The organism is Streptomyces sp. NPDC087300 (assembly GCF_044744425.1).
In the GTDB taxonomy this organism is placed as follows: Bacteria; Actinomycetota; Actinomycetes; order Streptomycetales; family Streptomycetaceae; genus Streptomyces.
In genome coordinates this window covers 250,005-262,671 of sequence record NZ_JBIUYI010000010.1, presented here as the reverse complement: position 1 = coordinate 262,671, position 12,667 = coordinate 250,005, and the positions used below count along the sequence as shown (strand labels likewise).

The 12,667-nt window shown below is 73.6% G+C and carries 11 protein-coding genes; 3 read left to right on the top strand and 8 right to left on the bottom strand.

Annotated features, from left to right (window positions below; translation table 11 throughout):
- Positions 1 to 169 precede the first annotated feature (169 nt).
- Genes ACIO9J_RS35585 through ACIO9J_RS35575 form a run of 3 tightly spaced genes read left to right on the top strand, consistent with a single transcriptional unit; the run spans position 170 to position 1,331 of the window.
- Positions 170 to 502, top strand: coding sequence for an ArsR/SmtB family transcription factor (locus ACIO9J_RS35585; protein WP_402008660.1), 333 nt, complete (start codon positions 170 to 172; stop codon positions 500 to 502).
- On the top strand, positions 502 to 741 hold the full coding sequence (locus tag ACIO9J_RS35580; protein ID WP_402008658.1) for a hypothetical protein: 240 nt from the start codon (positions 502 to 504) through the stop codon (positions 739 to 741). The genes ACIO9J_RS35585 and ACIO9J_RS35580 overlap by 1 nt, the downstream gene beginning before the upstream one ends.
- Positions 742 to 755: 14 nt before the next feature.
- A complete protein-coding gene (locus ACIO9J_RS35575; RefSeq protein ID WP_402008656.1) occupies positions 756 to 1,331 on the top strand; it encodes a putative glycolipid-binding domain-containing protein in 576 nt (191 codons plus the stop codon).
- A gap of 22 nt (positions 1,332 to 1,353) precedes the next feature.
- Here ACIO9J_RS35575 and ACIO9J_RS35570 read toward each other — a convergent pair whose 3' ends face one another.
- The 8 genes from ACIO9J_RS35570 to ACIO9J_RS35535 form a co-directional block, all read right to left on the bottom strand.
- A complete protein-coding gene (locus ACIO9J_RS35570) occupies positions 1,354 to 2,742 on the bottom strand; it encodes an aspartate aminotransferase family protein (protein ID WP_402008654.1) in 1,389 nt (462 codons plus the stop codon).
- Positions 2,739 to 4,166: a methylaspartate mutase gene (locus tag ACIO9J_RS35565; protein ID WP_402008652.1), complete on the bottom strand. Its 1,428-nt coding sequence runs from the start codon at positions 4,164 to 4,166 to the stop codon at positions 2,739 to 2,741. The genes ACIO9J_RS35570 and ACIO9J_RS35565 overlap by 4 nt, the downstream gene beginning before the upstream one ends.
- Positions 4,150 to 4,665 (bottom strand): cobalamin-dependent protein, encoded by a 516-nt coding sequence (locus tag ACIO9J_RS35560; RefSeq protein ID WP_402008650.1) that lies wholly within the window; start codon positions 4,663 to 4,665, stop codon positions 4,150 to 4,152. The genes ACIO9J_RS35565 and ACIO9J_RS35560 overlap by 17 nt, the downstream gene beginning before the upstream one ends.
- A gap of 41 nt (positions 4,666 to 4,706) precedes the next feature.
- Positions 4,707 to 5,936 (bottom strand): fatty acid desaturase, encoded by a 1,230-nt coding sequence (locus ACIO9J_RS35555; protein WP_402008648.1) that lies wholly within the window; start codon positions 5,934 to 5,936, stop codon positions 4,707 to 4,709.
- Positions 5,933 to 7,606, bottom strand: a complete 1,674-nt coding sequence (locus ACIO9J_RS35550) for a pyridoxal phosphate-dependent decarboxylase family protein (RefSeq protein ID WP_402008646.1) — start codon at positions 7,604 to 7,606, stop codon at positions 5,933 to 5,935. The genes ACIO9J_RS35555 and ACIO9J_RS35550 overlap by 4 nt, the downstream gene beginning before the upstream one ends.
- A gap of 134 nt (positions 7,607 to 7,740) precedes the next feature.
- Entirely contained in the window at positions 7,741 to 8,589 is an 849-nt protein-coding gene (locus tag ACIO9J_RS35545; RefSeq protein ID WP_402008644.1) for a hypothetical protein, read from the bottom strand.
- Positions 8,562 to 11,525, bottom strand: coding sequence for a BTAD domain-containing putative transcriptional regulator (locus tag ACIO9J_RS35540; RefSeq protein ID WP_402008642.1), 2,964 nt, complete (start codon positions 11,523 to 11,525; stop codon positions 8,562 to 8,564). Before ACIO9J_RS35540 ends, ACIO9J_RS35545 begins: the two co-directional genes overlap by 28 nt.
- Positions 11,525 to 12,544 (bottom strand): EamA family transporter, encoded by a 1,020-nt coding sequence (locus ACIO9J_RS35535; RefSeq protein ID WP_402008640.1) that lies wholly within the window; start codon positions 12,542 to 12,544, stop codon positions 11,525 to 11,527. The genes ACIO9J_RS35540 and ACIO9J_RS35535 overlap by 1 nt, the downstream gene beginning before the upstream one ends.
- Positions 12,545 to 12,667 lie beyond the last annotated feature (123 nt).

Sequence of the window (12,667 nt, the reverse complement as noted above, 5' to 3'; positions counted from 1 at the left end):
CTTCGTACGTACACATCCTTCATGTGTAAGTGGAGACTGACAGGTGAAGGAACGAGCCGTCAACTGTCATTGAGGGCTGTGGGGAACCGGAGGAGCGGCGGATTGACAGTGGATCCCGCCATGCGTAAGCCTTGACTGACAGGTTTCGGGACCAGCGCAAAGGCGGACCATGGACAGCGAGGAGCTGCTGGCCTTCCTCGCGGCGGTCGGCCACGCGCAGCGCATCCGGATCATCAACGAGCTCGCCTCGGGGCAGCTGTACGTCAGCGAACTGGCCCGGCGGCTCGGAGTGTCCCGCCCCCTGCTCTACATGCATCTCGAACGCATGGAGAAGGCCGGTCTCGTCGTCGGACGGCTGGAGCTCTCCGAGGACGGCAAGGCGCTCAAGTACTTCGAACTGGCGCCGTTCGACGTGCGGTTGAATGTGGATACGATCATCGCCGCCCTCCGGCAGGACCAGGCGGGCGACGACGGACAGCACTCATCGAGGGGGACTTCCTAGTGGAAGACGTGATCATTCCGGTCGCCTTTTTCCTGATACTCGCCGGCGCGGTCGTCGCGGTCGCCTACTTCCAGTCGCAGCGCAACCGCGAGCGCGACCGTCAGTACGCCGAGGCCATGCACGGCTACCGCGAGTCCGTGGAACGCGCCAGGTCCGAGCAGGAAGCGAACCGTCTGCAGCTCGTCGAGCTCGGCCACCGCCTCGAAAAGGTCGAGGGCCTGCTCCGCAGCGTGGACTGAAGAGGGAGAGACAGATGGCAGTGCCGCAGTCCGTGCTGACCTGGCAGAACGAGGAGAGCGGCGGGTTCGAGACCGCCTGGGTCGACCTCGCGCCGAGCGGGCTGCGGGCCCGGGGCCGGGCGGTCGGCGTCGTACCGCACCCCTACTGGCTCGACTACGAGCTCGACACCGACGGGGAGTTCGTCACCCGGCGGCTCCAGGTCACCGCCGAGGACGCCGCGGGCACCCGGCGCCTGGACCTGCGCAGGACGGACGGCGGCTGGACCGCGAACGGCGAGCCGCTGCCGCTCGTCGAGGGCGCGCTCGACTGCGATCTCGGCCTCTGCCCGCTGACCAACACCATGCCGGTGCTCCGCCACGGGCTCCACCGGGGCGCGGGGCAGCGGGACTTCCTGATGGCCTGGGTGTCCGTGCCCGACCTCACGGTCCGCCCGTCCCGGCAGACGTACACCCACCTCGGGCCCGCCGGGGACGGCGGGGCCGCGGTGCGGTACGCCTCCGGGACGTACGTCTCCGACCTGGAGTTCGACGACGCGGGACTGGTCGTCAGCTATCCGGGGATAGCGCGCCGGCTCGCTCCTTCCGGCTGAACTCCCCGGCGCCCGGAGGCCGTCAGGCCGTGTACGCGTCCGCCACGGACAGCGCCTCGTCGAGCACCGCGAGCCCTTCGCGCGCCTCCGCCTCGCCGAGGTTGCACGGCGGGACCACGTGGACGCGGTTGGCCGTCACGAACGGCCACACGCCGCGCTTGCGACAGGCGGCCATGACCTGGTTCATCGGCTCGGTGTCGGCGGGCGCGGCGGCGTACGGCACGAGCATCTCGCGGGTGCCCCGGTCGCGCACCAGCTCAAGGGCCCACATGGCGCCGAGACCGCGGACCTCGCCCACCGACGGATGCCGCTCGGCGAGTTCGCGCAGACCGGGGCCGAGGACGTGCTCGCCGAGCCACGCCGCGTGCCCGACCATGTCCTCCGCCGTCATGGCCCCGATGGTCGCGACGGCGGCCGCGCAGGCCAGCGGATGGCCCGAGTACGTCAGACCGCCCGGATAGGGCCGGTCGTCGAACTGCTCGGCCACGTGCTCGGAGATGAGCACGCCGCCCAGCGGGACGTACCCGGAGTTGACGCCCTTGGCGAAGGTCAACAGGTCGGGTTTCACACCCCAGTTGTCCACGGCGAACCAGCTGCCCGTGCGCCCGAACCCGGTCATCACCTCGTCGGCGATCAGCAAGATGCCGTGCCGGTCGCAGAGTTCGCGGACACCCGCGAGATAGCCCTCGGGCGGCACGATGACTCCCCCGGTGCCCACCACCGGCTCGATGATCAGCGCGGCGATCGTGGCGGGGCCCTCCATCAGGATCGTCGACTCCAGGTGGTCCAGGGCCCGTTCGCACTCCTCTCGCTCGGTGGTGGCGTGGAAGGGCGAGCGGTAGAGGAAGGGCCCGAAGAAGTGGGCGACGCCCGCGCTGCCGTTGTCGCTGGGCCAGCGGCGGGGGTCGCCGGTCAGGTTGATGGTCGTGGCGGTGGCCCCGTGGTAGGAGCGGTAGGCGGCCAGGATCTTCGGGCGTCCCGTGGTCAACCGGGCCATGCGGACGGCGTGTTCGTTGGACTCCGCGCCGCCGTTGGTGAAGAAGACACGGTTCAGGTTGGGGGGTGCGAGGTCGACGATCAGCCGGGCCGCCTCGCCGCGCGGCTCGCTGGCGAAGGTGGGCGCGACGGTGCACAGCTGCCTGGCCTGCCGCTCGATGGCGGCGAGCACGGCGGGGTGGCCGTGCCCGATGTTGAGGTTGACGAACTGCGAGGCCAGATCGAGGTAGCCGCGGCCCTCGTAGTCCCAGAAGTACGATCCCTTGCCGCCCGCGACGGGCAGCGGATCGATGTGCCGCTGCGCCGACCAGGAGTGGAAGACGTGCGCGCGGTCCGCCGCCCTGATCTCCTCGGCGCGCTGCGGTGACTCGGCGGCGCGCGCCGCGTCGCGGACGTGCGAAGGCTGTGTGGTCACGGTGTCCTCACTCCTGTGGCTCCGGTGGCACGAAGGGACCTGGTGGTCGCGCGGCCTTCCTCGGTGAGGAAGTAGTTGATGTCGGCGGTGACGCCCTCGGTCAGGTTCCGGGTGTCCCGGTGGCCGCGCAACCGTCCGGCGTGGAACCTGCGGGTGCCCGGCGAGAAGGGCAGCGCCCCCGGGTCCAAGTAGCGGACCGCGCCGCCGGGTTCGCGTGCGGGCAGCACCGCCGCGTGCGCGTGTCTGCTGGCGCTGAACGGGATGTCGAGGGTGCCCGCGCGGAAGGCGGCCGCGATGTCGTCGAGCAGGCTTTCGCCCTGGAGGACCGGGGCGACCAGCTCGGTCACCTCGCGCTGGATCCAGTACATCTCCTCCTGGACGCGGGCCTCGTCGAGGGCGGCGCAGGCGGCCGCGTCCGCGACGCCGCGCGCCGCGGTGCGGATGCCGTGCGCGTTGGCGGGGCCGTCCGGGACGCCGATTGCCTCCTGGTTGGTCTTGTTGATGACCTTGGCGGCGCCGCCGAGCCTGGCCACCAGACCGCCGTAGCGGACCAGCGCGTCGGCGGTCCCGCGGTCCTTCGGGAAGACGCCCATGAACTCGTGCAGGACCGGATAGACCTCCACCGACGGCGGCAGATGACGCCGCGCGAGCGCCCTGATCGAGCGCAGCGCGGCGACGTCCTGGTGGGCGTCGCCGCCCTGCGGGTACGCGATGGAGAGGCAGCGCACGCCCTCGCGGGCCGCGGCGACGGCTTCGAGGAGGGTGACGGCGAGGCTGATGGAGGGCGGCACGAGCACCGCGGTGAGCGTCCCGAACAGCTCGCGGTCGACGATCACCCCGTCCTCGGCGAGGCGCCCGCAGGCCGCGTCGACCCGCTGCCAGGCGCGCAGCGAGCGGGCCAGCGGCACGTCCTTGGAGTACGGCAGGTTGTAGGCGATGCCGCCGCCCTCGAAGGAGGAGATGCCGGAGGAGACCGCCACGGCGAACAGCACCCGGGCGTCCGGGGAGCCGTGTCTGACCTCGAGCGGCACGTCCACCGCCTCGTTCAGCTCGCGGCCGCGCCGCCAGCCGTGGGCGACCAGCGGATAGCCGTTGAGGCCCGCCGGATCGGTGTCGAGGACCCGCCGCGCGGTGCCGAACCGCCCCAGTCTCGTATAGGCGTCGATGGTCACCGAGAGGACGCCGGGGCCGGGCCCACGCAAGGTGCGCAGCAACCCGAGCATCGGCCCGTGGCCGCCCACGCCGCAGCGCGGCTGGACGACCGTGCGCGCGGCGCGGTCCGCGGCGCGCAGCACCTGCGCGACAGCGGGCTTGCGGCTGGCGCGCAGATACGCGACGGACTCGGCGGCGTGCGGCAGCGCGGTGCCACCGCACGCCATCTCCAACTCGACGCGCGCCATGCCGAGTTCATCGAGCCAGGACACGGTCGGCTCCCCCGCCGGGCTCGCCGGGGCCGCCTGGTCCGCCGAGGCTCGCCGGACCGCCGAGACCGGCCGACAGCCTCGCCCCGGCCAACAGATCGAGCAGCAGCGGCAGTTGGGTGGCGTCGCTCAGTACGTGGTCCACGCCGATGGCCCGCAGCCGCCGTTCGTCGTCGTCCTCGCTCTTGTGGCTGCCGACGGAGAGGTTGCCGCCCACGACGACCGGGCAGCCGATGTGCCCGGCGGCGCGCAGCTCCGGCAGGCCGCGCAGGTCTTCGTGAACATGGCCGTTGAGGCTGCCGATGATGACGGCCTCGGCGTCCGGATGGGCGGCGTACGCGTCGGCGAACTCGCGCAGCGGTGTGCACACGCCGAGGTTGACCACGTCGATGCCGTGCCGGCGCAGTTGCATCTCGATGAGCCGGTTGGCCACGGCGTGGGCGTCGCTCTCGGCCACGCCGAGGATCACGGTGCGGGCGGGCGGTGCTGCGGCGTCTTCCATGATGGTCCCCTCAGTCGTCGAAAGCCGTCGGACGCGGCATCTCAGTCGTCGAACGCGGCATAGAGCTTGCGCTTGCTGACGTCCGCGAGCCGCGCCACGTCGAACTCCGCCGCGTCCGCCGCGCGGAGCGAGTCGAAGACGGCGTCGACGGCGGGCACCAGGCCCCACACCTCGCGGTAGGGCGGCCAGCCGGGGTGGCCCGCGCGTTCGTCGGCGGCGCGCGCGAAGACGTAGTCGCCCCAGCGGCGGCTCATCGGATGCCGGTGGTGGAAGTCGTGGCAGACGGTGTCGCCGGTCAGGACCAGATAGCGGGCCGGGAAGTGCACCAGGAGCATCCGCGTCCACCAGCGCGCCCAGGCGGCGAGCGCGGCACGTCCGGTCAACTCCCGTGCGGGCGCCCGCTCCCCGAGGAAGATCGCGTTGGTCAGGCTCGCGAAGTACGCCTTGCCGCGCCGGTCGGCGCCGCCGCGCGCCGGGAAGGTGTGCTTGACGCAGAGCCGGAGGGTGTTGCTCACCTGGTAGAAGAAGGTCAGCGGCAGCACCCAGGCGACCAGGACGTACGTCCACAGGTGCAGCCAGGTCGCGAGCGCCGCGGCCAGCGCGAGGCACAGGCCCGCCACGACGCGCTCGCCCGCCGACGCGGTGGCCGCGTACGACCGCAGGCGCGAGCGCAGGAAGCGCAGATGGAACAGCGGCGAGACCAGCTTGCCGAGCAGCACGCGCCACATCCGGCGGCGGCTCATGCCGGGCCGCAGTTCGAGGCTGAGCAGGAAGGCCTGCACGGTGGGGTCGCGCAGCGTCATGTGGTGGACGGCGTGGTGGTCCCTGACGTGTTCGGTGCTGTACTCCTCGAAGTGCTGGACCAGGAGCAGGGCGCAGATGATCCGGCCGACGGCGCGGTCGGGGACCCTGCGGGCCCACATGTTCCGGTGCGCGCACTGGTGGAAGATCATCATCCGGAGATTGCGCATGCCGTGCAGGGTCATCGCCCAGCCGGGCAGCAGCAGGGCGAGCAGCCAGCCGCCGACGGCGAGCGCGGCGCCGCTGAGGGCGAGCCCGCAGGCCATGGAGCACAGGGCGTTGGTGAGGTGGACGGTGGGCGGGATCCGCACCGAGCGCTGTCCCGTGTGGGGTTTGCCGGTCAGGAAGGTCAGGGGCAGGGCGAGGAGGGCGGGCCGCACCCGCATGGAGTCCCGGACGCCTCGGTCGACGGAGGGCACGCTGCCCGGGGAGGCGGGAAAGGGGCCGGATTCGGCGACGTACACGGTCACGCCCCTCCGCACGGCGTGGACTCCGCCTCCATCGCCTCGGCCGTGGCGACGATCCCGGCGACCACGAGGTCCAACTGCTCGGTGGTGGTGGCCGGATTGAGCAGCATCAGCTTGAGGAAGACCGGGTTCGTGCCGTCGTGACGCGGTACGCGGGTACGGGCGAGCAGGGCGGTGCCGTCGGACATCAGACGACGCCGCAACGCTCCGTTGAAGGCGTCGGCGCGCTCGGTGCGGGGGTCCGGCGTGGCGGGGTCGGTATCCGGCGTGGCGGGGTCGGTATCCGGAGCGATCATGCCGACGCCCGGCGCGACCATGCCGGTATCCCGCGTGACCTTGGCGTCGCCCGGAGCGCCCGTGTCCGTGCCCGGCAGCCAGCGCAGCAGCACCGTGCTGAGCGCGGGTGCCGCCGCGAGTTCCAGGCGCGGCTCGGCGGCGACCCGACCCGCCGCGTGACCGGCGAGTGCGTGACAGCGGTCGACCAGCTCAGCCATGCCGTCCCTGCCGTGGGTGCGCAGCGTCACCGCGACCTTGAGGGCGTCGACCCTGCGGGTGGCCTGGACGGAGTCGGCGTACAGGCCGTAGTAGCCCGCGTCCTTGTCGTCCGTGGCGTTGAGCGTGGTGGTCTGCTGGGAGAGCGCGTCCAGGGAGCGGGCCTCGCGCACCAGGAACACACCGGCGGACGCCGGGGTCCAGCCGAACTTGTGCAGGTCCATGGTGATCGAGTCGGCGTCCGCGATGCCGTCGAGGCGCCCGCGCAGCCGGGGCGAGAGCAGCATGCCGCCGCCGTACGCCGCGTCGACGTGCAGCCACACGCCGTGCTTGTGGGCCACCGTGACCAGTTCGGGGAGCGGGTCGACCCAGCCCTCGTCGGTGGAGCCCGCGCAGGCGATGATCGCCACGGGCACGGTGTCGGCGGGCAGTTCGGCGATCATGCGGTCGAGCTCGTCGGGCAGCAGGCGCCCCGTGGGATCGGCGGGCGCCCGCAGGATCGCGTCCTCGCCGATGCCGGTGATGCCCACGGCACGGCCGATCGAGAAGTGCGTCGCGTCGGAGCAGAGGATCACGGGGCGCCGGCCCGTTCCGGCCAGCCCGTCGGCGAAGGGGGTGCCGCCCGCCGGGGTGGTCACCACGCCGTCGCGCGCGGCGAGGACGGCCATGAGGTTGGAGACGGAGCCGCCCGCGGTGAGCGTGCCGCCCGACTGCGGCCCGTAGCCCGCGAGTCCGGCGAGCTCGCGCACCACGTAACGCTCCAGTTCGAGGGCGAAGGGGCCGCTCTCCCAGGCGTGCAGGGACTGGTTGAGGGTGGCGGTGACCAGTTCGGCGGCGATCGCCACGGAGGCCGGCGGGCACTGCATCCTGGCCACGGCGGCCGGATGCGTCAGGTCGACCGCCCAGTTCGCGTACGCCGCGATCAGCTCGCGGAACACCTCGTCGGGCGCCTCGGGGCGCTCGGGCAGCAGGGGGCCCGCGAGCGCGCGCCGGGCGGCGTCGGCGACGGCCGGCGGTCCGCCGGGCAGCACCGGACCGCGGCGTACGAGATGGGCGTCGCGCAGGGTGTCGATCGCCGTGTTGACCAGGGTGCGCAGGTCTTCGAGTCCTTCGGGGGTGCCCGCGGGGCGGAAGACCGCTGTTCGCTGCTCGTCTGTTCGCTGCTCGTTGACCGTGGTCATGCCACGACCTCCCTCTGGTGGTGGGTGAAGCAGAAATCGGATGCGGCAGAACCGCGCCGCATCCGATTCCAGGAGGGAGGACTATCCGTGGGCTATCGGCCCGCGATGGGCGCGGGCCCAGGACCGTGCCGCGGCTATCGGCCGCAGCGTCTGCCCAGGCCACGCACGTGGGCCGAGCGGCAGAGCCGGGTCACGAACCACTGCTGGTGCAGCCCGGCTCCGTAGAGGTCGACGAGGACGGTGTCGTCGCGGTGGCGGCGCAGCACCGCGCCGACCCCGAGCAACTGGCCGAGCCGGGTAGGTGGTTCGGCCATTCGTGCGGCGCGCCGGTCCGGCGCGAGGGACAGCAGCCGGGGGTCGTCGACGACCAGGTGCGCGACTTCCTTGTGCAGCTCGTCGGTGACGTCCTGCGCCGTCGCGTTGACCAGGACCGTGCCCCTGGCCAGCCACTCCCCCGCCACACAGGTGGCGTTGGAGGCGAGCACCACCAGGTCCGCGCCGAGCAGCGCCTCCCGTGCGCTGCGCATCAGGGCGAGCGCCACCTCGTCGTCGCCGCCGCGCACGGTGCGCGGCGGGCGCGGCCCGCCGTCCTGGCCCGGTGCCCCGTCGTCGTAGAGCGCCACGTGACTCAGCCCCGGCAGCGCGCGGGAGAGCAGGACGAGCGAGGCGCTGTCCATGGCGTCGGCGCCGATCACGCCCGCCGTGATCACTCCGGGGGCGACGAACGCGCGGGCCGCCGCCGCGCACAGGCAGGCCCGCCAGAGCCTGACGGCGGTCGAGGCGGGCAGCCGCCACTCCTGCCGGGTCACCCGGTCGTACAGGAGCAGTTCGTCCGCGGCGCCGTCGAAGCGCATCACCGATTCGTCCCCCGTGGCGCCCGACGGCATGGTGAGCGCCTCCCGTACGACATCGACCGCATCGAGGCCCCGCACGGCGCTCTCCGCTTCGCCGGTGGTCAGACGGAGTCGTGGGAAGGGGGACATGACCGCTCTCCTGCCTGCGAGGGTGCAACCAGTGACCGCCCGACCCGCTCGGTGAGTTCCCGGTCGCCGGTCTGCCTGGCCAGTTCCAGCGCCTGGCTGAGGGCGGTCCTTGCCGGCCCCGGCCTGCCCTGGCCCCTGCGCACCAGGCCGAGGCCGTGCAGGGCCCGCACCTCACAGGCCCGGTCGCCGTCGGCGCGGGCGACGCGCAGCGCCCAGTGGAAGCCGCGCTCGGCCGATCCGAGCCTGCCGGTGCGCAGATGAAGTTGGCCGAAGAGCAGCCGTACGGGCGCCTCGGCCCTGCTGGATCCGGCGCTGCGGCAGGCGCCGAGCGCCTTGACGAGATGGCGCCTGGCGCGCGGGCAGTCGCCTTCGGCGAGGCGGGCCCGCGCCATGGCGCAGAGGACCCGCGCCTGCCCGATCCGGTCGCCCGCGCGGCGCAGCGCCCGCAGTCCCGCCGCCCACTGCCGGTGGGCCGCGGCGTCGCGGCCGAGCCCGTGGCTGACCTCGCCGAGCGCGGTGAGGACGAGTCCGGCGCCCCGGTCGTCGCCGAGCGCGGTGAACAGGCCGAGGGCGGTGTCGAAGTGCGCGGCCGCCTGGTCGAGCCTGCCCTGGGCGGTGTGCAGGGAGCCGAGGGAGTAGTGGCTCGCGGCGCGCCCGCGCGGGATCTCGTACTGCTCGGTGGCGCCGAGGGCCGCGCTCGCGGTCTGGCGCCAGTCGGCGAAGTGGCCGCCCGCGGCGAAGAGGGTGGTGGAGGTGAGCGCCAAGTCCCAGCAGTGTTCGGGCAGTTGGTGGTCGGCCGCCTGGAGCACGGCGGCGGTCAGACAGCGCCGCTCGCTCTCCAGCCAGGCCATCGGCCTGCGCAGGAGCCGGTCGGTGAACGCCTTGGGCAGCCGCCAGCGGGGCGCGTCGCCGTGCACGAGCAGGAAGTCGCCGCCGTACTCCTTGCGGTGCGCCTCCTCGGCCAGTGCCAGCCAGGTGCCGAGCGTCCTGAGCAGGGCCGCGCGGCGCTCGGGCTGGGGTTCCTCCTGGCGCAGCCGTTCGCGGGCGTAGGCGCGCACCAGGTCGGGGAAGCGGTAGCGGGTGCCCTGGCCGCGGGCGCCGGTGGCCGCCTCGATGAGCCGGGCGTCCACCAGGGCTTCGAGCAGGTCCTCCGCCTCAAGGAGGCTGCGGTCGCACAGGGCGGCGGCGATCCAGCCGGAGAAGTCGGGCGCCTCCAGGAGCGCCAGCCTGCGGAAGAGGCCGCGGGCGGCAGGGTCGAGTGCCTCGTACGACTCCTGGAGGCAGCCCCTGAAGTGGAGTTCGCCGTGGACGAGCTCGCCGAGCAGCTGGTCCTCGTCGCCGAGCCGCTCCACCAGGCGCCCGACGGGCCAGTGCGCGCGGGCGGCGAGGCGGGCGCCCGCGATCCGCAGGGCCAGCGGCAGGCCGCCGCAGCGGCGGGCCAGCGCGCCGAGCGCCGCCGGGTCGGCCGCGGCGCGCTCGGCGCCGAGGACCCGGGTGAGGAACTCCTCGGACTCCTTGCGGCCCAGGACGCAGAGGTCGAGCTGGTGGGCGCCGGGCAGGCCGGTGAAGCGGGAGCGGCTGGTGGCGATGACGGCGCACCTGCCGCTGCCCGGCGAGAGCCGTGTCACCTGCTGTTCGCTGACCGCGTTGTCGATGACGATGAGGACGCGGGCGGCGGCGAGCCTGCTGCGGTACAGCTCGGTCCGTTCGCGGGCGTCATCGGGGATGACGTGCGCGGCCACGCCGAGCGCCCGCAGGAAGCCGCCCATCACCTCGTGGGCGCCGCGCGCGGGGTCGCGGAATCCGCCGAGGTCGGCGTAGAGCTGGCCGTCGCCGAACGCGTCGGACACCTCGTGCGCGGCCCGCACCGCGAGGGTGGACTTGCCCGCTCCCGGCCGGCCGCTGACGGCCATGACGCGCGGCGCGGGGGCGGCCGCCGCGTCGTCCGGCTCGGGCAGCAGGGCGGCCCGGATCCGCGCGAGTTCACGGGTGCGGCCCACGAAGTCGTGTACTCCGCCGGGCAGTTGGCGGGGCGTCGTGACGATCTCGACGGGGGCGGGCGCGCGTTCGCCCGCGTGGTCGCCCTGCTGCGCCGCGAGGTCGAGGCGGGCGTGCCCGGCGAGGATGTCGTGGTGCAGCTTGCGCAGTTCCTCGCCGGGTTCGATGCCCAGTTCGGCGGCGAACGTGGCGCGCACCTTCTGGTACGTCTCAAGCGCCTCGGCCTGCCTCCCTGAGCGGTACAGGGCGAGCATGAGCTGGGCCTGCGGGGTCTCCCTGAAAGGCTCGGCCGCGGTCAGCGCGTGCAGTTCGCCGATGATCTCGTGGTGCCTGCCGAGCCGCAGGTCGAGCCGGATGCGCTCCTCCGTGGCGGCCATCCTCGCCTCGTCCAGCTTGGTGGCGCCGGCCTGCACGATGCGGCTCGGGATGCCGGAGAGCGCGGGGCCGCGCCAGAGCGTCAGGGCCTCGCGCAGGCTGTCGGCGGCCGCGGCGGTGCGGCCCTGGCCCGCGGCCGTACGGCCCCGGGTGACCAGGCTGTCGAACCAGTGGGCGTCGATGTTGTCCTGGGGCAGTGCCAGCAGGTAGCCGGGCGAGCGGGTGACGATGACCGGTGCGTCGCCGACGGCGAGGATGCGGCGCAGCGCCGAGATGCAGATGTGGATCTGGGAGCGGGCGGTGGACGGCGGGGCGTCGTCCCAGACCGCTCTGATGAGGCGGTCGAGCGGAATGACGCGGTTGGCCTCCAGGGCGAGTGCGGCGAGGACCGTCTGCTGGCGCGAACCGCCCAGGAGCATCGGTTCGCCGCCGAGGGACGCCTCCATCGGGCCGAGCAGCCGCATCTGCATGACGTGCCGGGGGCCGCTCTGCCGGGCTTCCGCGGGGGCCGGGGAGTCGGCGGGCGCGGGGGCGGCGTCCGTGCCGCAGGTCGATGTGCTCATCACGCCCCCGACCGGAGTAAGTCCGAGCGGGACGCGCGCACGGAGCCCTCGTGCGGGCCCGCCGGGTCCCGGCCCGTCGGTGGCCGTACGGGCGGCGGGGCCGCGCTGCGGCTGCTCTGCAGGTGGACGACGGCGACCAGCAGGACGAGCCCGCCGACGATCTGCACCGGGGTGACGGCCTGCCCGAGCCAGACCCAGGCGAGGACCGCGCCGAACAGCGGCTCCAGGGAGATGTTCACGGCGCCGGCCTGCGGTCCGACCCGCGCGGCCGCCCACGCGTACAGCAGGAAGGGCACGAACGTGCCGAACACGCCGACCGCGACGGCGCCCGCGAGCAGCGCGGGCCGCTCGAACAGCGCGGGCACCCCGTGCGGCAGTTGGAAGAGCAGCCAGGCGACGGCGGCGACCGTGAAGCCGCCGGTGTTGGCGGCGAGCGTGCCGACCGAGCGCGCGGCCCGCGCGCCCAGGACGGAGAAGGCGGCGACGCCCGCTCCCGCGAGCAGCCCGAGGAGGACGCCGGCCAGGTCGATGTCGCCGAGCGGGGTGGTGGGCAGCTCCACGACGAGGGCCACGCTCAGGAGCGCGACGACCAGGCCGACGACCACGCGGGGACTCGGTAGCGTGCGGGTCACCAGGAGCACCCATCCCACGACGAAGGCGGGGGCGAGGTTCTGCAGCACGAGCGCCACGGCCACCGGCAGCTTGTCGATGGCCAGGAAGAGGGCGGCGTTCGACACCGCGACGGCGATGCCGAAGCCGAGCACCGCCCGCCGGTCGACGCGCGGCACAGCCCGCGCCGTCCGCGCCGAACGCCCCGGACTCTCCGTGCCCCTCGACCGCTCCGACCGCTCCGACCGCTCCGACCGCTTCCTACGGCGTCGTACGGCGGAGAAGGCGGCGAACCCGGCGAGCGCCACCCAGGTGCGGACCTCCACCACTTCGAGCGGTTCGGCGCCGTGCGCGAAGAGCCGGCCCGCCGTCGTGCCGCCGAGACCCCACAGGGCCGCGGCGAGCACCATCGCTGCCGTACCGGAATGGCGGGTCCATGACGAGGCACCTAACCGATGTGTCACGGAACCCCTGCTCCGCTCGGCACCCATGTCCGTGTCTCCCTCTGTATGGGGGCGGCGGGCCGGCTGGTT

Excerpts from the sequence above, each read along its gene's own strand:
- ACIO9J_RS35545 (WP_402008644.1), bottom strand. The coding sequence starts at position 8,589 with ATGTCCCCCTTCCCACGACTCCGTCTGACCACCGGCGAAGCGGAGAGC.
- ACIO9J_RS35560 (WP_402008650.1), bottom strand. The coding sequence starts at position 4,665 with ATGGAAGACGCCGCAGCACCGCCCGCCCGCACCGTGATCCTCGGCGTG.
- ACIO9J_RS35585 (WP_402008660.1), top strand. The coding sequence starts at position 170 with ATGGACAGCGAGGAGCTGCTGGCCTTCCTCGCGGCGGTCGGCCACGCG.
- ACIO9J_RS35550 (WP_402008646.1), bottom strand. The coding sequence starts at position 7,606 with ATGACCACGGTCAACGAGCAGCGAACAGACGAGCAGCGAACAGCGGTC.
- ACIO9J_RS35535 (WP_402008640.1), bottom strand. The coding sequence starts at position 12,544 with ATGGTGCTCGCCGCGGCCCTGTGGGGTCTCGGCGGCACGACGGCGGGC.
- ACIO9J_RS35540 (WP_402008642.1), bottom strand. The coding sequence starts at position 11,525 with ATGAGCACATCGACCTGCGGCACGGACGCCGCCCCCGCGCCCGCCGAC.
- ACIO9J_RS35575 (WP_402008656.1), top strand. The coding sequence starts at position 756 with ATGGCAGTGCCGCAGTCCGTGCTGACCTGGCAGAACGAGGAGAGCGGC.